Here is a 17,112-nt window from a genome sequence, read left to right as displayed (position 1 = left end):
CAAGTTCTTCTTGCACCCTACGAAGACTCTCTAGGCTTGCCAAATCAATGTACTTTCCTCATCAACGGTTGAAATATTAAGAGCATCGTATCATTTACAGAAGATTCTGTCAATAGCTTATGATCGCTTTATTTTTGGTGATAAAAAAACTCGTTCACCAAATGATGAACGAGTTTCAAAAAGCTTAAATGTGGATTGGTAAACCTAGAGCTAACTCAGCAGCATCCATTGTGATCTCACCTAGAGATGGATGTGGATGGATGGTTAACGCGATATCTTCTGCGTTCATGCCAGATTCAATAGCAAGAGCAAGTTCTGAAACCATATCGCTTGCTCCTAAACCAGCAATTTGCGCACCGATGATCACATTGTCTTCAACCGTTGTTACTAAGCGAATGAATCCTTCGGTTTTTCCTAGAGATAACGCACGACCGTTACCTGAGAATGGGAATTTGAATGCTTTTGCTTCAATTCCAGCATCCTTGGCATCTTTGATCGTCATACCGACAGAAGCCAATTCTGGGTCAGTAAAGGCAACTGCAGGCATCGCTTTGTAATCAACAGCAACTTTTTTGCCAGAGATTGCTTCAGCAGCGATTTTTGCTTCGTAGCTGGCTTTATGTGCTAATGCAGCACCAGGAACGATATCACCAATTGCGTAGATGTTTGATACGTTGGTACGGCCTTGTTTGTCAACCGTGATCAATCCGCGTTCGCCTACTTCAACACCTGCTTGTTCCAAGCCCATGTCATCAGTATTTGGACGACGGCCAACAGTAACCATCACGTAATCAGCAGTAACTGATTCTTCTTTACCATCTACGGCATATTTCACAGTTACGCTATCGCCATTGTCAATTGCTTCTTTCGCCATTGCGTTGGTAACGACTGTTACACCTTTTTTCGCAAAGTCTTCTTCAACCAATTTGACCATGTCTTTTTCATAGGTTGGCAAGATTTGAGGAGAACCTTCAAGGATTGTTACTTCTGCACCTAGGTTTGCATACGCTGCACCTAGTTCAGAACCGATGACACCGCCACCGATAACAACGAATTTTTTAGGAACTTCTTTTAATGCCAATCCGCCAGTTGAATCAAGGACACGTCCGCCGAATTTGAAACCAGGGATTTCAATTGGACGAGAACCTGTTGCGATGATTGCATTGTTGAAAGAGTAAGTTTGTGCTGAATCTGGGTGGATGACACGCAATGTGTGATCATCAACGAAGAAAGCTTCTCCTTCAATTGTTTCAACTTTATGTTTTTTCAATAGGAAACCAACACCAGAAGTTAACGTTTTAACGACTTTGTTGTCTTTCCATTCTTGTGTTTTGGTAAAATCAAGGGAAACATTTTCACTTGTTACACCAAACATTGTTGAATCCAAAGATTCTTGGTAATGATGACCTGCAGCGATCAAAGCTTTTGAAGGGATACAACCAACGTTTAAACAAACGCCGCCGATGTATTCTCTTTCAATGATTGCTACTTTTTGTCCCATTTCAGCAGCGCGGATGGCAGCTACATAGCCGCCAGGTCCCGCACCGATTACAACTGTATCTAATTCAACAGCAAAATCTCCAACTACCATTTGTTAATCATCCTTCCATCATTAATAGCTCTGGATCAGCTAATAGACGTTTGATATTATTCATTGCTTGTTGCGCTGTTGCGCCATCAACGATACGGTGGTCGAAGCTTAATGAAAGTTTCATCACACGTCCGACAACGATTTCGCCTTCAGCGTTTACGATTGGTTGTTGCGCGATCGTACCTACACCCAAAATAGCTACTTCAGGGTAGTTGATTACTGGTGTGAACCAGCCGCCACCAACTGAACCGATGTTACTGATCGTGATGGTACCGTTACGCATATCATCTGCAGCTAATTTGCCGTCATGAGCAAGTTTTGCTTTTTCGTTGATTTCATCAGCGATAGCAAACATGCCTTTACGATCTGCATCTTTTACGTTTGGTACATACAAACCATGGTCAGTATCTGTTGCGATACCGATGTTGTAATAGTTTTTGTATACGATCTCTTGTTTTGCATCATCGATCGACGCATTCAAGATAGGGAATTTTTTCACTGTTGCAGTCAATGCTTTCACAACATATGGTAAGAAAGTAAGTTTTGTGCCGTTTGCAGCAGCAACTTCTTTGAATTTCTTACGGTTATCCCATAGGTTTGTTACTTCAACTTCATCATGCAAGGTTACATGAGGTGCTGTTTGTTTGCTGTTTACCATCGCTTTAGCGATTGCTTTACGTGTAGGTGTTAAGGCCACACGTTCTTCTAAATCACCTAAGTTTGATTTGAAGGCTTTTGCTGGAGCTGCTGGTTTGCTTTCAGTTGCTGCAGCTTTTGTTTCTTCTTTCGCAGGAGCTTGAGTTTCAGCTTTTGCAGCTTGTCCGCCACCTGATAGGAAGTTTTCGATGTCTTCTTTTGTTACACGGCCGCCTTTACCTGTTGCTGATACTTGAGAAATATCAACATCTTTTTCACGAGCAAATTGACGTACAGAAGGCATAGCCAAGACGCGTTTGTTAGGATCTGCTGCTTCAACAACACTTGCTGAACCAGAAGTTTCCACTTTTTCTTTTGGTGCTGCTGCAGATGTGCTTGATGAAGCAGGCGCACTGTTGTGACCAGGTGCGTCGATTTCAACTAAAACATCCCCAACATTTGCGACTGTTCCTTCAGCAACAACGATGTTTTTCACTGTTCCTGTTACTGGAGATGGAATTTCTTCCACTGATTTGTCGTTTTGAACTTCAAGCAACGTATCATCTTCATTGATGGTATCTCCTGCTTTAACGAACCATTTTACGATTTCACCTTCTGCAATACCTTCACCGATATCTGGTAATTTGAATTGGAAAACGCCTGCGCCTTCAGAAGAACCAGCTGATGCTTCAGCCGTTTCCGTTGTAGGTTCTGCCGCTGGTTTTGCTGGTGTTTGAGACTCTGCTGCTACACCTTCATCGCCTTCGTTGTCTTCATGTCCTGGTGCATCGATCTCAACAAGGACATCCCCAACGTTTGCGACTGTACCTTCAGGGACAACGATGTTTTTCACTGTTCCTGTTACTGGAGATGGAATTTCTTCCACTGATTTATCATTTTGAACTTCTAGTAAGGTATCATCTTCATTGATGGTATCCCCTGCTTTGACGAACCATTTTACGATTTCGCCTTCTGCAATTCCTTCACCGATATCCGGTAATTTAAATTGAAATGCCATTTTCTATTCTTCCCTTCTTCAACTATTAAAAGTTCACGATTTCTTTCACTTTGTCTTCGATGTCTTTTGCATTTGGCAACCAAATGTTTTCAGCTTGACCGAATGGGAAGATCGTATCTGGTGCAGACACGCGTCCGATTGGAGCTTCTAGTGATAGAACCGCACGTTCAGAAATTTCAGAAACGACTTGAGCGCCAACACCTGCTTGTTTTTGTGCTTCTTGAACGACAACCACACGACCAGTTTTTTCAACTGATTTGATGATCGTTTCAACATCAAGAGGAGCAACTGTACGCAAGTCGATGATTTCAGCGTTGATGTTTTCTTTCGCTAAGTTATCAGCAGCTTTGATTGCTTCACGAACCATCGCACCATAAGTGATGATGGAAACATCAGAACCTTCACGAGTTACTGCTGCTTTGTCTAAAGGAACTTCGTATGCTTCTTCTGGCACTTCTTCACGGAATGAACGGTAAAGTTTCATGTGCTCTAAGAAAACAACTGGGTCATTGCTGCGGATAGAAGCAATCAATAATCCTTTTGCATCATATGGGTTTGATGGAATAACGACACGGATACCAGGTGATTGAGCGATCAATCCTTCCAAGTTATCTGAGTGCAATTCTGGTGTGTGCACACCGCCACCAAATGGTGAACGAATAGTGATTGGTAAATTACGTGTACCACCCATACGGTAACGAGTACGCGCCATTTGACCAACGATTTCGTCAAAGGTTTCAAATACGAAACCAAAGAATTGGATTTCTGGAACTGGACGGAAACCTTCTAATGCTAAACCGAAAGCCAAGCCGCCGATACCAGATTCAGCAAGAGGGGTATCGAAGACACGATCTTCGCCGAATTTTTCTTGTAAACCTTCTGTTGCACGGAAAACCCCGCCGTTTTTACCGACATCTTCACCAAAGACTAAAATCTCTTTGTCATTTTCCATTTCAACAGCTAAGGCATCTGTAATTGCTTGAATCATTGTTTTTTGTGCCATGACTATTTCGACTCCTTCGCTTCGTAAGTTGCAATTTGTTCTTTAATGTTTTGTGGTTGAACTTCAAACATGTTTTTCAAGAAATCTGAAACTTTTTGTTTTGGCACGCGGTCAGCTTCAGCGATCGCTGCTTTGATTTCTTCTTTTGTTTGTTCAATGACTTGTTCTTCTTTTTCTTCAGACCAAAGTCCTTTTTCAGTTAGGTAAGTACGGAAACGTACCAATGGATCTTTTTGTTGCCATTCGCTGTCCATGTCTTTTGAACGGTAACGGGTTGGATCATCACCAGACAATGTATGTGGACCGTAACGGTAAGTCAAGGTTTCAATCAATACAGGACCGTTGCCGTTTGCTGCCCATTCACGAGCTGCTTTAGAAACATAGTACACTGCCAATGGATCCATACCGTCAACTTGGATACCAGGGATCCCAGCTGCTGCTGCTTTTTGTGCCAATGTTGGTGCCGCACTTTGTACTTCACGAGGTGTAGAGATCGCAAAACCATTGTTTTGGATGTAGAATACAGCGTTTGCATGGTATGCCCCTGCAAAGTTGATTGCTTCATAGAAGTCCCCTTGTGAAGAACCGCCATCACCTGTATAAGTGAATACAACATTTTTCTTATTGCGTTTTTTCAATCCTAAAGCAACGCCGGCTGCTTGGACGTATTGTGCACCGATGATGATTTGTGGTGGCAATGCTTTTAAATCTTCTGGGTAAAGGTTCCCAGCAACGTGACCACGTGACCATAAGAAAGCTTCTTTCAATGGCAGACCGTGTTGGATCAATTGTGGTACATCACGGTAACCAGGTAATAGAACGTCTTCTTTTTCAAAAGCAAATTGACTTGCTAATTGGCTTGCTTCTTGTCCAGCAGTTGGCGCGAAGAAACCTAGACGACCTTGACGGTTTAACGCAGTTGAGCGTTGGTCTAATACACGAGACCATACCATACGAGTCATCAATTCAACTAATTCGTCGTCACTTAAATCTGGTACTAACTCTTGATTTACAATTTTCCCGTCTTTGTCCAAAGCTTGGTAAGTTGGAAAATCCGCATTGACTTGCTCCAAAATCGCTTGGAAATCAAGTGCTTTTTGTTTTTTTGCCATCTTGACACACTTTCCTCTCTGATATAAAAATTCACTTTCGTATGTAACAGGGTTTAAATCTGTACTATCGAAATTTCATTTACTCTTATAAATTATCATTTAACTTCGAAAATGACAAGTGAAAAGGGTATTTTTTTTAATAAAACAATTCCCACTGTAGCAACTCTTAAGAAAACATTAGTGAAATTAATCACATTAAAGCAATCGCTTTCTTCAATTTTTTCTTTTCAGATTCTTTTTTTTATTTAAGAATAGTACAGCAATCATCATTTGGCTAAACAGATTTACCATTAACCTCCTTTTATTACTTGTGAAGGATTCGACTTGAATCAAAAAGAATTTTCTTAAGATGAGAAAAAAATAATACAGAGATCGGATAAAAAGAAACAGATCGGCAATTCTCCCCTCCATAGGAAGAACGCCGACCTGTTTTTTTAAATCCATTCTTTCGTTACATGAATGTAAATGCGTTTGGCAAATTCAACTGTTACTAAATAAGCGAAATTGATACCAATAAACCATGGCCAGTAGCTTGATGGCAGCGCCGCAAAATCGAAGACTGTGTGCAATGGCGTCAAGATAACTAAGAAGCCAACTGCAATTGCTAGGACGCTGGAGATCAGGACTGCCGGTGAAGCAATACTATTGATAAATGGTAATTTTCTTGTTCGGATCATGTGAACGACTAAGGTTTGTGTCGTTAAGCCGATCATAAACCATCCTGCTTGGAACAAGGCTTGCTCTTGGATCGTATTTGCACTAAAGACATGCCACATCACAAAGAAGGTCAAAATATCAAAGATGCTGCTGACCGGTCCAATGCCGACGGTAAACTTCAATAGTCCGCCTACTTGCCATTTGACTGGTTTTTCTAACTCTGCTTTGTCTACGTTGTCCCATGGAATCGTCAATTGTGCCATATCGTACACCAAGTTTTGAACCAACAATTGAATGGACAACATTGGTAAGAAAGGTAAAAAGGCACTAGCAACTAAGATCGAGAAGACATTCCCGAAGTTCGAACTCAACGTCATTTTGATGTACTTCATCATATTGGTAAATACTTTGCGCCCTTCGATGACCCCTTTATCAAGGACATTTAAACTTTTTTCTAATAAAATGATCGAGCTGGCATCTTTGGTGATATCCGCTGCTGTATCAACCGAGATGCCAACATCTGCCGTGCGTAAAGCAGGCGCATCGTTGATGCCATCTCCCATAAAGCCGACTGTATGGCCTGCTGCTTGAATGGTTTCAATGATTCGTGATTTTTGCATTGGGTTTAATTTTGCAAACAGATTGGTTTTTGCAGCTTTCGCTGCTAACTCTTCATCTGACAGATGATCAATATCGGTTCCCAATAAGTATTCATCTGCATCGATACCAACATCTCGGCAAACTTTTTGCGCAACTATCGCATTATCTCCAGTCAACACTTTGACATTAATGCCATGACCGTGTAAAGAAGCAATCGCTGTTTTGGCTGTTTCTTTTGCTGGATCTAAGAAGCCCATAAAGCCAATCATGATCATGTCTTGTTCGTCTGCTACAGAATAAACGGCATCTGCGTGAGCATCGCGTTTTACGGCAACTGTCAACACGCGCATTCCTTGTTTATTCAAGCGCAGGTTCACTTGACGTAATTGCTCTCTCAATTGAGGAGTCAATTCCATCACTTTGCCATCAACTTCTACGTATTTGCAGACTTGTTCCATTTCTTCAGCTGCACCTTTTGTGACCATCAGTTGATGACCATCCGCATTGACAACAACCGTCAAGCGACGACGTGAAAAGTCAAAAGGAATCTCATCGATTTTTGTCACATCGTTAAATGGCGCTGCCAAACCTTCTTCTTCATAGTAGTTTAGCACTGCGATATCCATCAGGTTTTTCCACCCTGTTTGATAGTAAGAATTTAAATAGGTCATATCAAGAACTTGTTTATCTTCTACGCCAAACGGGTTTAAATGTTGTACCAGCACGACACGATCTTCGGTGATCGTACCCGTTTTATCGGTACATAGGACATCCATTGCACCTAAGTTTTGAATCGAAGGCAATTCTTTGACGATCACTTTTTCTTTTGACAAAGAGATCGCCCCTTTGGCTAAGTTACTGGTAACGATCATTGGTAGCATTTCTGGCGTCAAACCAACTGCTACTGCAATCGCGAAGAACAACGCTTCGCCCCAATCACCCTTGGTTAATCCATTGATCAATAAAACGATTGGGAAAAGAACCATGACCATTCGCAACAATAGTTTGCTGACTTTCGTTAAGCCATCTTCAAAGGTTGTTTTGCCGCGTTTCGTGGTCGCATTTTTAGCAATATCGCCAAAGAATGTACTTTGACCGGTTTTCAAAATAATGGCTTTTCCTTGACCACTTAAGACATCGGTACCCATGAAAACAAGATCTTGCATATCTAGTGCAGAAATTTGTTCATCGCTTTCTTTGATCCCAGCATCGACAAATTTTTCAACGGGCATTGATTCGCCTGTTAATGAAGATTGATTGATAAATAAATCTTTGGTCCAAATCAAGATCGCATCCGCAGGGATCATGTCGCCAGTTGCTAAGGTGACGATGTCTCCAGGAACGACTTCATCCATTGGAATTTCTCTCGTGATTCCATCTCTGGTTACGGAACAAGTATTTTCAATAAGTTCTTTTAACGCTAAGCTTGCTTTTTGGGAACGGTATTCTTGGACGAAAGTAATCATGACACTGGCTAAAATCATGATTCCCATCACGATCACTGCTTCAATATCGCCTGTTACAAAAGAAATAATCATTAATAGGGCTAAAACTAACACAAAGGGATCTTTAAAAGCGCCTAAGATCATCAACCAAGCGGGTGTTGGTTTTTGTGCGTCGACTTTGTTTGGACCATACTCTGCTAAACGCTCTGCAGCATCTTCTTCCGATAACCCTTGAAAGGAGGTCCGCATCTCCATCAATAATTCTCTTTCGGTCAATTTTGCAAGTAATTTTAGTTCTTGATCTTTCGATAGTTTTTTTAACATCTTTTTTTCCTCCTAGCACTTAGGAGTTGCTTACGCCACCCCTAGCGATTCGATAACTACTCCGCTGTTTCATCTGGGGACTGGGGTATTCCATGTGAATCTTCCTTTCTTTTTATTAGGTAAGTCACTGTGGAACGCGCGCAAAAGACACAAAAAAACGCACGCTCCCAATAAGCATGCGTAAAAAACTCATGATCATTGTAGAGCTTTAGCACTATAGGGCGTAGATAGCAAATTTGCTATCAGCTGCTTTGGGTTTAACCTTCACGATTAGACCTGTCCTACCAACTAAGCATCTCTCGATGCTTTTGCGGCAGCAGCTTGTGTCCATATAGGAGCCTCACCTAACAATTATTTGTATAAAATGTCAGTTCGTCGGAAGTCTTTCTTCCAACTACCCACATAATAACTGCTATCCTAACCAATGTCAACAGCATCTAAGGAAAAAAGTACCCTTTTTTCAAAGTTTTCCATAGGTTTTCAAATGAAAGGTCTTACAATAAAATAACAACGTTAAAGAACTGATGTGATTTTATACTTGATAAACCTTTATATACGAGCAGATGAACAGAAATCCTTTCAAAGCGAAACTCACACTTAATCAAGCTTCTTCGTTTGTCACAATCAACGAAAAAATGGAAACGGCGTTCACGCAGGTTTCATGTATATAAAAAGACAGCCATTTAACAAACAGCTGCCTCTTTCTCTATGTTCACCTATACTGGGAGAATTATTATTCACTCTAGCTCTCACGAAAAATGATCGGCTAAAATTTGCAGGATTCGCTGGCTTGCTTTCCCATCGCCGTATGGATTCTCTGCATGTGCCATGGCATTGTAAGCTTCTGGATCTTCTAGCAGTCGCTTTGTTTCCTGATAAACCGCAGCTTCAGACGTACCGATCAGTTTTAGCGTACCTGCAGCAATGCCTTCTGGACGCTCTGTTGTATCTCGCAAGACCAAAACAGGAACGCCTAATGACGGCGCTTCTTCTTGGACACCACCGGAATCCGTCAAAATCAAGGTACTTTGATTCGCAACGTTATGAAAATCAATGACATCTAAAGGCTCAATCAACGTAACATTTGCTAGTTCCCCAAGAATCTCCTGAGCAATCCCTCGGACTTGGGGATTCTTGTGCATAGGGAAAACCACTTTGATCGTTGGCTTCTCCTTTGCGATCTGCGCTAAAGCACGAAAGACCTGCTGCATCGGAGCACCTAAGTTTTCTCGACGATGCATTGTTAATAGAATCATGGTTTGATCTGCTGCGGAAAGTTCTGGATGCTGGTATTCCTCCGAGATCGTATAACGCATCGCATCAATGGCGGTATTACCTGTTACATAAATCGCAGCCTCATTGCGGTTTTCAGCCAGCAGATTTTTTTTGCTTTGGGAAGTTGGCGCAAAATAAAAATCAGCTAAGACATCGATTAACTGACGATTGGCTTCTTCTGGATAAGGAGATTTTTTGTTCCATGTGCGCAAACCGGCTTCCACATGACCCACAGGAATTTGCTGATAAAAGGCGGCCGTCGCGGCTGCATAAGCGGTGGTCGTATCCCCATGAACCAGCACGATATCAGGAGTTTCTTTTTGCAGGATCGGTTCTAGATCCAGCAAAACTTTGGTGGTGATCCCTGTCAAGGTTTGCCCTAAAGTCATAATATCCAGATCATAGTCTGGTGTAATCTCAAAAACCGTTAATACTTGATCCAACATTTCTCGATGCTGCGCCGTCACCACAACGATCGATTCAAAACGCGGGTCGTTTTCCAATTCCTTTACTAGTGGCGCCATTTTGATGGCTTCCGGTCTGGTACCGAACACTGACATCACTTTGATTGTCATTTGGTCACCCGCTCCTCTACTCTTCATTGCTTCTATTATAACGAAGAAAACAGAAAAACAAAATGGTTCTTCTTACAAAAAAAGAAACGACCAATAGAAGGTCGCTTCTTTAGTATCCTGTTTAGATCGTATCTCCATTGAAAATCGAATTTTTCACGATTACGTAATCCACTTTACGAATCGATTCTAAATCTTTTCCACCTGCATAAGAGATCGATGACTGCAAGTCTTGCTGCATTTCAACTAACGTGTCTTTCAAAGAACCTTTGTATTGAATCCAAATTTTCTTTCCTTCCACGTTTTTCTTTTCACCTTTTTGAAATTCTGATGCAGAACCAAAGTATTCTTTCATCACAACGCCGTTTTCTACCTTGGTTTCCCCTGGTGATTCTTCATGACCTGCAAACAATGAACCGATCATGACCATTGTTGCACCGAAACGGACAGATTTAGCGATATCGCCGTGTGTCCGAATGCCTCCATCTGCAATGATTGGTTTGCGAGCAGCTTTGGCACACCAGCGTAGTGCTGCTAACTGCCAGCCGCCAGTTCCGAAACCAGTTTTGATTTTTGTGATACACACTTTCCCAGGTCCAATGCCGACTTTCGTTGCATCTGCACCAGCGTTTTCCAATTCACGAACTGCTTCTGGTGTTCCAACATTTCCAGCGATCACAAACGTTGCTGGCAAATGCTTCTTGATGTGTTGGATCATATTGATCACGGCGTTTGAGTGGCCATGAGCAATATCGATCGTAATAAAATCAGGAACAAGCTCTTTGTCAGCTAGTTCTTCCACAAAGGCATATTCATTTTCTTTGACACCTACGCTGATAGAAGCAATCAAGCCACGGCTTTTCATTTTTTTGATAAATGGAATCCGCGCTTCTTCATCAAAGCGGTGCATAATATAAAAATAGCCATTTTCAGCTAAAAATTCTGCGATCGAATCATCAATAATCGTTTGCATATTTGCAGGAACGACAGGCATCTTAAAAGAGTGTCCGCCTAATGTCACCGTGGTATCACATTCTGAACGACTGTTCACGATACACTTGTTAGGAATCAGTTGTATATCTTCGTAATCAAAAACTTTCATGTCAAACATAAAAATATCCTCCAAATCTTACTAAGAGTGAAGCAAGCATCAAATGGCCTCAGCCTATTTTTAACGCCCACAACAATTTAAACCACCTAGAAGTGAAATACAAGCTTTTTAGAAATACTTTTTGAAAAAAAAGGATGAATGTTCGTCTTTTACGAACATTCATCCTTATAAGTACTGAAAAAAACGGGATTTACTAATAAATTACGGCAAGATGTTCCCTGCTGCTTTATACACCTCATACCATTCATGGCGAGTCAATACGATCGAAGATGCTTGCGCGATTTCTTCGATCCGATGCGGGGTCATCGTTCCAGCAATCACTTGCATGTTTGCAGGATGACGTAAGATCCACGCAGAAGCAATACCTGTCGGTGTCGTTTGATACTTGTCCGCTAGTTCAGTCAATTTTTCGTTCAACTCTGGGAATTTCTCATTACCGATAAAGACACCTTCGAAGAAACCATACTGATACGGAGACCAAGCTTGGATCGTCATCTCATGTAAGCGAGAATATTCAAGAATTTCTCCATCATGATCGACACTACCAGCATCCGTCATGTTGACATGAATTCCTTGATCGATCATTCCCGTATGCATGATCCCGAATTGCAGCTGATTCGCTACTAAAGGTTGAGAAACATATTTTTTCAACAATTCGATTTGACCAGGTTTTTGATTGCTGACACCGAAGTATTTCACTTTGCCGTCTTTTTCTAATTGATCAAAGGCAGCTGCCACTTCTTCTGGTTCAAACAAAGTATCAGGGCGATGCAATAGTAGCGCATCCAAATGATCGGTTTTCAAACGCTGTAAACTACCTTCCACGGAAGAAATGATATGCTCTTTCGAAAAATCAAACATTTCACCTGGAACGATGCCACATTTTGATTGAATGAACAACTCTTCTCTTTTGGCATCCGTTTTTGCTAACGCTTCCGCAAAAATCGTTTCACACTCCCCGCGCCCATAGATATCGGCATGGTCAAAAAAGGTAACGTCATTTTCAATCGCTGTCGTCAATACTTTCACTGGGTCTTTGGCATTGTTGATTCGCATCAAACCTAAAATCACGCTAGATACTTCTAAATCAGTGGGACCGAATTTAATTTTTTTCACGTAAAGTTCCTCCTTATTTAAACTACATTTTTATTTTAGCACAACAAGATGAAAACGCTACACCAACGTCAAAAAAACCTCCTATAAAATGAAAACCACCAGCACAACCGATTGGTTCTACTGGCAGTCATCCTTTACTTTCAATTTGCATTACGCATTGAAACGTTCTTTACTTCATCGCCTTTGATGAGTTGCTATAGTGTAAGGCTTTGTCACCAATGTCATTTCGATAAAACAAACCCGACAAAGGCAATTTATTGATTGCTTCATAGACGTTCTTTTGTGCAGTAGCTAAATCCTCAGCTGAAGCTTCCACAAGAAAAACACGACCACCAGCTGCCGTCAAATCGCCTTGATCAGCAGTCTCCTCCACTCCTGCATAAAAGAATTGTGTTCCTTCTCCTTGAGGAGATGGAACAGGTATTCCTTGCTGATACTTGCCAGGATATCCTTGCGATGCAATCACGACACCGATCGAAGCCGCTTGATTCCAGCGTATCGCGGGCTCTCGATCCTGCAAGAGATCATCAATGATCTGTGCCAGGCTACTATCTAAACGACTTAACACGACTTGCGTTTCTGGATCACCAAAACGAGCATTAAATTCAATGACTTTCGGTCCATCATTAGTAGCAATCAGACCTGCATAAAGAATACCAGTAAATGGTGTCTTATTACGAATCATCCCTTTTGCTGCAGGAAGTAAAACTTCTTTGACCGCTTGATCGACCATTTCTTGCGGAATCTGCGGTACTGGTGTGTACGCCCCCATACCTCCTGTATTCGGCCCTAAATCGCCATCAAACGCACGTTTATGGTCTTGGGCAATGACCATTGGATAGACGGCTTCGTCCTTAACAAACGCCAAGAGCGAAAACTCTTCGCCAGCCAAAAACTCTTCGATCACCACTTTTGCACCACTTTCACCAAAAGCATTTTGCTCCAGCATCGCTTCAACAGCTGCATTCGCCTCATCAACGGTTTCAGCAACAACTACGCCTTTGCCTGCCGCTAAGCCATCCGCTTTGATAACGATTGGTGCACCTTTAAGTTGGATATATGCTTTTGCTTGCGCACTATCTGTAAAGCTTTGATAGTCAGCTGTTGGAATGTGATTGGCACGCATCAATTCTTTGGCAAACTCTTTTGATCCTTCGATCATCGCTGCTTGTCGATTGGGACCAAAAATTTCCAAGCCCGCCGCCTGAAAATCATCTACGATGCCATTTAGTAATGGAACTTCTGGACCAACGAAGGTCCAATCAACCTCCTGCTCTTGAGCAAAAGCAATCAAACCTTCATGATCGGACTCTTCAATTGCGACTGTCACGATCCCGTCTTTTCGCATTCCAGGATTGCCCTTTGCACAAAAGACTGTTTCAACGTGAGGGTCTTGCAGAAACTTTTTTGCGACGGCATGTTCTCTGCCACCACTACCAATAACAAGTATTTTCATCGTCTTCTCCTATTTCTTAGTGTTTAAAATGACGAACACCAGTAAAGACCATCGCCACACCGTACTTATCTGCCATGTCGATCGATTCTTGATCTTTGATACTACCACCAGGTTGAATAATCGCTTTGATTCCTTGTTGTGCTGCATATTCGACACTGTCATCCATCGGGAAAAAGGCATCGCTTGCCAGCACTGAACCAGCCAATTTATTGTTTTCACGGGCTTGTTCCACAGCGATTTTCACTGAACCAACGCGGTTCATCTGACCAGCACCGATCCCGACGGTTTGCTGTTGATTGGCTAAAACGATCGCATTGGACTTCACGTGTTTCACCGCTTTCCAAGCAAATGCCAAGGCTGCGATTTCTTCTGGTGTCGGCTGTCTTTTGGTCACCACGGTCCAATCTGCTGGTGACTCCATTTGATCGTCTGGTTCTTGCACCAATAAGCCCCCAAGGACAGAGACAACTTCTGGCTGTTTGGCTGCTTTTTCGAAATCAACCACCAGCAAGCGCAGATTTTTTTTCTTCGTTAGGATTTCAAGTGCTTCTTCTTCAAATGCAGGTGCAATAATGATCTCAAGAAAAATCCGCTGCAGCTGCTGCGCAGTTGCCACATCAACTGGACGATTTAAGACGATAATCCCGCCAAAAATCGACACTGGGTCTGCTTCGTAAGCTTCTTGGAAAGCTTCAGCAATCGTTTCTCCACTTCCGATTCCACATGGATTCATGTGCTTTAGGGCTACCGCAGTTGGCTCTGTAAATTCTTCTGCGATCCGTAAGGCAGCGTCAGCATCTTTAATGTTGTTGTAAGACAATTCTTTGCCGTGGATTTGTTTTGCGCTGGCAATCGAATAGGGCACGGCTAATGCGTCTTGATAGAAGGAAGCTTTCTGATGACTATTTTCACCATAACGCAATGTTTGTTTCAAAACATAGGTTTTCGTCAAGTTCTCCGTTTCTGTTTCAGCCACCGCTTTGGTCAAGTATTCACCAATCAAGGCATCGTAAGCTGCGGTATGGCGGAAGACTTTGGCAGCTAATTTCTTTCTTGATGCCAACGTCGTATTGCCTTCCTTCAGCTCAGTTAAGACCCAGTCGTAATCCTTGGGATCAACGACAACAGTTACTGAGGCATGGTTTTTCGCCGCAGAACGCAGCATGCTTGGTCCGCCGATGTCGATATTTTCGATTGCGTCGGCTTCTGTGACATCAGGCTTGCTGATCGTTTCTTTAAATGGATAAAGATTGACGACAACGAGGTCGATCGGTAAAATACCGTGCTCAGCCATTGCCTCCATATGAGAAGGCAGATCACGTCGCCCTAACAGACCACCATGCACCCGCGGATGTAACGTTTTTACCCTACCGTCCATCATTTCAGGAAATTCTGTGATCGCTTCGATGCCGATCGGTTGAAGCCCTGCTTCCTCCAATACGGTTTTGGTCCCGCCAGTTGAAATGATCTCAAATCCTAAATTGGTCAATTCTTGGACAAATGGTACCAGTCCTTCTTTGTCAGACACACTGATTAATGCACGTTTATTCACGATTTGATAGCCCCTTTTCCACAATTTCAGCTAAAACAGCTGGATAGATTTGGTGTTCCACTTGATGAATTTTCTCTGTCACACTTGTTAACGTATCGTCGGTGTCAATCCGAACGATTTCTTGGGCAATGATTGGCCCTGTATCAATGCCAGCATCGACATAATGAACCGTAACCCCCGTCACTTTCACGCCATAAGCGAAGGCATCGGCAATCCCAGATTTGCCTGGGAAGCTCGGCAACAACGAGGGATGGATATTGATGACTCTGCCTTCATAAGCGGATAATAGGGTGTTCCCGATGATCCGCATATACCCAGCTAAAACAATAAAATCGATGGCATGATCCTGCAATTCTTCGATCAATTTCCTTTCAAAGGCTGCTTTTGACGCAAAAGCCGCTGGCTCCAAGACAAGCGTTTCATAGTCTCTTGCGCGGGCTTTTTCTATCACTGGCGCTGCAGGTTTATCGGAAAAGACCAATCCGATCTGCGCCCCTTTGATTTCATTAGCCTGGATCGCATCGGCGATCGCTGTAAAATTGCTGCCCGTTCCAGAAGCAAAGACGGCGATCCTCATCGGACTGCCTCTTTAAAGCAGACAGCTTCGTTGTCACGTTTCGTCACTTTACCGATCCGATACGCTGGTTCTTCATTGGCGGATAGAAGCGCCATTACTGCCGCAACATTTTCTGGCGCAACGGCTAAGACCATACCGATCCCCATGTTGAAAATCTCGAACATTTCTTGGTGAGGAATCGCGCCATGAGCAGCGATCAGATCAAATATCGGCAACTGCGGCCAAGTGTCTAAGGAGATTTCTGCCGCCAGACCTTCAGGCAGCATCCGCGGGATATTTTCAACAAATCCGCCACCAGTGATATGAGAAATTCCAGCTAGCAATCCTTCTGTCAATAAAGGCTTCAATGCATCCACGTAAATTCTCGTTGGCGTCAATAAACTTTCTGCAAGTGTTTGGTTGTCAAGTTCTGCAAATGTTTCTGCTCCTGTATAGCCATGCTGTTCAAAAAAGACTTTTCTGACTAAAGAGTACCCATTCGAGTGAATGCCTGATGAAGGCAAACCAATCAGCTCATCGCCTTCTTTGATGGTTTCTCCAGTGATCAAGCGACTTTTTTCGACGATTCCTACGGCAAAGCCAGCAAGATCATATTCTTCTGGTTGGTACATTCCCGGCATTTCAGCGGTTTCCCCACCAATCAGGGCAGCACCCGCTTGCACACAGCCCTCTGCGACACCAGCAATGATTTGTTCGATCTTTGCAGGATCGTTTTTACCGACTGCAACATAGTCAAGGAAGTAGATAGGTTCTGCCCCTTGAGCGACGATATCATTCACGCACATTGCGACGCAATCAATGCCGATCGTTGTATGCTGTTCTTGCTGGATCGCCAATAAAAGCTTAGTTCCTACACCATCTGTCCCAGAAACGAGTACTGGTTCTTTCAATTGGTATGATGATAAATCAAAACAGCCACCAAAGCCCCCGATTGCCCCCATCACGCCTAGACGTTCTGTTCGTTTCACATGCTTTTTGATCCGTTCGACTACTTCATAACCGGCTTCGACATCGACACCGGCTTTTGCATATGCATTTGCCACGTTCGTTCCTCCTCAATCATTCAT

General features: G+C 42.7%; 12 protein-coding genes, 1 riboswitch and 1 other annotated feature (1 of these 14 running past the window's edge). All 12 genes read right to left on the bottom strand.

Features of this window, described 5'->3' with window-relative positions:
• Window positions 1–74, bottom strand: a binding site (T-box leader); it reaches 180 nt to the left of the window's first position.
• Between the two features lie 110 nt (window positions 75–184).
• Window positions 185–1,591, bottom strand: a complete 1,407-nt coding sequence (gene lpdA, locus IGJ15_RS06660; protein WP_005230052.1) for a dihydrolipoyl dehydrogenase — start codon at window positions 1,589–1,591, stop codon at window positions 185–187.
• Between the two features lie 7 nt (window positions 1,592–1,598).
• Window positions 1,599–3,245 (bottom strand): dihydrolipoyllysine-residue acetyltransferase, encoded by a 1,647-nt coding sequence (locus IGJ15_RS06655; protein ID WP_142974095.1) that lies wholly within the window; start codon window positions 3,243–3,245, stop codon window positions 1,599–1,601.
• A gap of 25 nt (window positions 3,246–3,270) precedes the next feature.
• Window positions 3,271–4,248, bottom strand: a complete 978-nt coding sequence (locus IGJ15_RS06650; protein WP_005230047.1) for an alpha-ketoacid dehydrogenase subunit beta — start codon at window positions 4,246–4,248, stop codon at window positions 3,271–3,273.
• 2 nt (window positions 4,249–4,250) lie between these two features.
• Entirely contained in the window at window positions 4,251–5,360 is a 1,110-nt protein-coding gene (gene pdhA, locus IGJ15_RS06645; RefSeq protein WP_005231936.1) for a pyruvate dehydrogenase (acetyl-transferring) E1 component subunit alpha, read from the bottom strand.
• Window positions 5,361–5,794: 434 nt separating this feature from the next.
• Entirely contained in the window at window positions 5,795–8,386 is a 2,592-nt protein-coding gene (mgtA, locus tag IGJ15_RS06640) for a magnesium-translocating P-type ATPase (protein WP_010749598.1), read from the bottom strand.
• 187 nt (window positions 8,387–8,573) lie between these two features.
• Window positions 8,574–8,745, bottom strand: a riboswitch (M-box (ykoK) riboswitch).
• A gap of 390 nt (window positions 8,746–9,135) precedes the next feature.
• Entirely contained in the window at window positions 9,136–10,236 is a 1,101-nt protein-coding gene (gene wecB / locus IGJ15_RS06635) for a non-hydrolyzing UDP-N-acetylglucosamine 2-epimerase (RefSeq protein ID WP_010749597.1), read from the bottom strand.
• Between the two features lie 121 nt (window positions 10,237–10,357).
• On the bottom strand, window positions 10,358–11,335 hold the full coding sequence (guaC, locus tag IGJ15_RS06630; protein ID WP_005230038.1) for a GMP reductase: 978 nt from the start codon (window positions 11,333–11,335) through the stop codon (window positions 10,358–10,360).
• A 210-nt stretch (window positions 11,336–11,545) separates the two neighbouring features.
• The gene (locus tag IGJ15_RS06625) at window positions 11,546–12,460 is read right to left on the bottom strand and encodes an aldo/keto reductase (RefSeq protein ID WP_213336599.1); all 915 of its coding nucleotides are present in this window, start codon (window positions 12,458–12,460) and stop codon (window positions 11,546–11,548) included.
• A gap of 169 nt (window positions 12,461–12,629) precedes the next feature.
• Entirely contained in the window at window positions 12,630–13,916 is a 1,287-nt protein-coding gene (gene purD / locus IGJ15_RS06620; RefSeq protein WP_311902434.1) for a phosphoribosylamine--glycine ligase, read from the bottom strand.
• A 16-nt stretch (window positions 13,917–13,932) separates the two neighbouring features.
• A complete protein-coding gene (gene purH, locus IGJ15_RS06615) occupies window positions 13,933–15,468 on the bottom strand; it encodes a bifunctional phosphoribosylaminoimidazolecarboxamide formyltransferase/IMP cyclohydrolase (RefSeq protein WP_074932659.1) in 1,536 nt (511 codons plus the stop codon).
• Window positions 15,461–16,045: a phosphoribosylglycinamide formyltransferase gene (gene purN / locus IGJ15_RS06610; protein ID WP_016611029.1), complete on the bottom strand. Its 585-nt coding sequence runs from the start codon at window positions 16,043–16,045 to the stop codon at window positions 15,461–15,463. The genes purH and purN overlap by 8 nt, the downstream gene beginning before the upstream one ends.
• On the bottom strand, window positions 16,042–17,088 hold the full coding sequence (purM, locus tag IGJ15_RS06605; RefSeq protein ID WP_010749591.1) for a phosphoribosylformylglycinamidine cyclo-ligase: 1,047 nt from the start codon (window positions 17,086–17,088) through the stop codon (window positions 16,042–16,044). The genes purN and purM overlap by 4 nt, the downstream gene beginning before the upstream one ends.
• Window positions 17,089–17,112: the final 24 nt, after the last annotated feature.

Source organism: Enterococcus sp. AZ079 (genome assembly GCF_050547255.1).
Classification (GTDB): Bacteria; Bacillota; Bacilli; order Lactobacillales; family Enterococcaceae; genus Enterococcus_D; species Enterococcus_D casseliflavus.
Note: the sequence above shows the minus strand (reverse complement) of the source record. Positions and strands in the feature narration are given on the sequence as shown.

What these genes read in the sequence shown, in the direction of transcription:
- mgtA (WP_010749598.1), bottom strand. Translation starts at nt 8,386, where the DNA reads ATGTTAAAAAAACTATCGAAAGATCAAGAACTAAAATTACTTGCAAAA.
- lpdA (WP_005230052.1), bottom strand. Translation starts at nt 1,591, where the DNA reads ATGGTAGTTGGAGATTTTGCTGTTGAATTAGATACAGTTGTAATCGGT.
- pdhA (WP_005231936.1), bottom strand. Translation starts at nt 5,360, where the DNA reads ATGGCAAAAAAACAAAAAGCACTTGATTTCCAAGCGATTTTGGAGCAA.
- purD (WP_311902434.1), bottom strand. Translation starts at nt 13,916, where the DNA reads ATGAAAATACTTGTTATTGGTAGTGGTGGCAGAGAACATGCCGTCGCA.
- IGJ15_RS06655 (WP_142974095.1), bottom strand. Translation starts at nt 3,245, where the DNA reads ATGGCATTTCAATTTAAATTACCGGATATCGGTGAAGGAATTGCAGAA.
- guaC (WP_005230038.1), bottom strand. Translation starts at nt 11,335, where the DNA reads ATGAAAGTTTTTGATTACGAAGATATACAACTGATTCCTAACAAGTGT.
- purN (WP_016611029.1), bottom strand. Translation starts at nt 16,045, where the DNA reads ATGAGGATCGCCGTCTTTGCTTCTGGAACGGGCAGCAATTTTACAGCG.
- wecB (WP_010749597.1), bottom strand. Translation starts at nt 10,236, where the DNA reads ATGACAATCAAAGTGATGTCAGTGTTCGGTACCAGACCGGAAGCCATC.
- IGJ15_RS06650 (WP_005230047.1), bottom strand. Translation starts at nt 4,248, where the DNA reads ATGGCACAAAAAACAATGATTCAAGCAATTACAGATGCCTTAGCTGTT.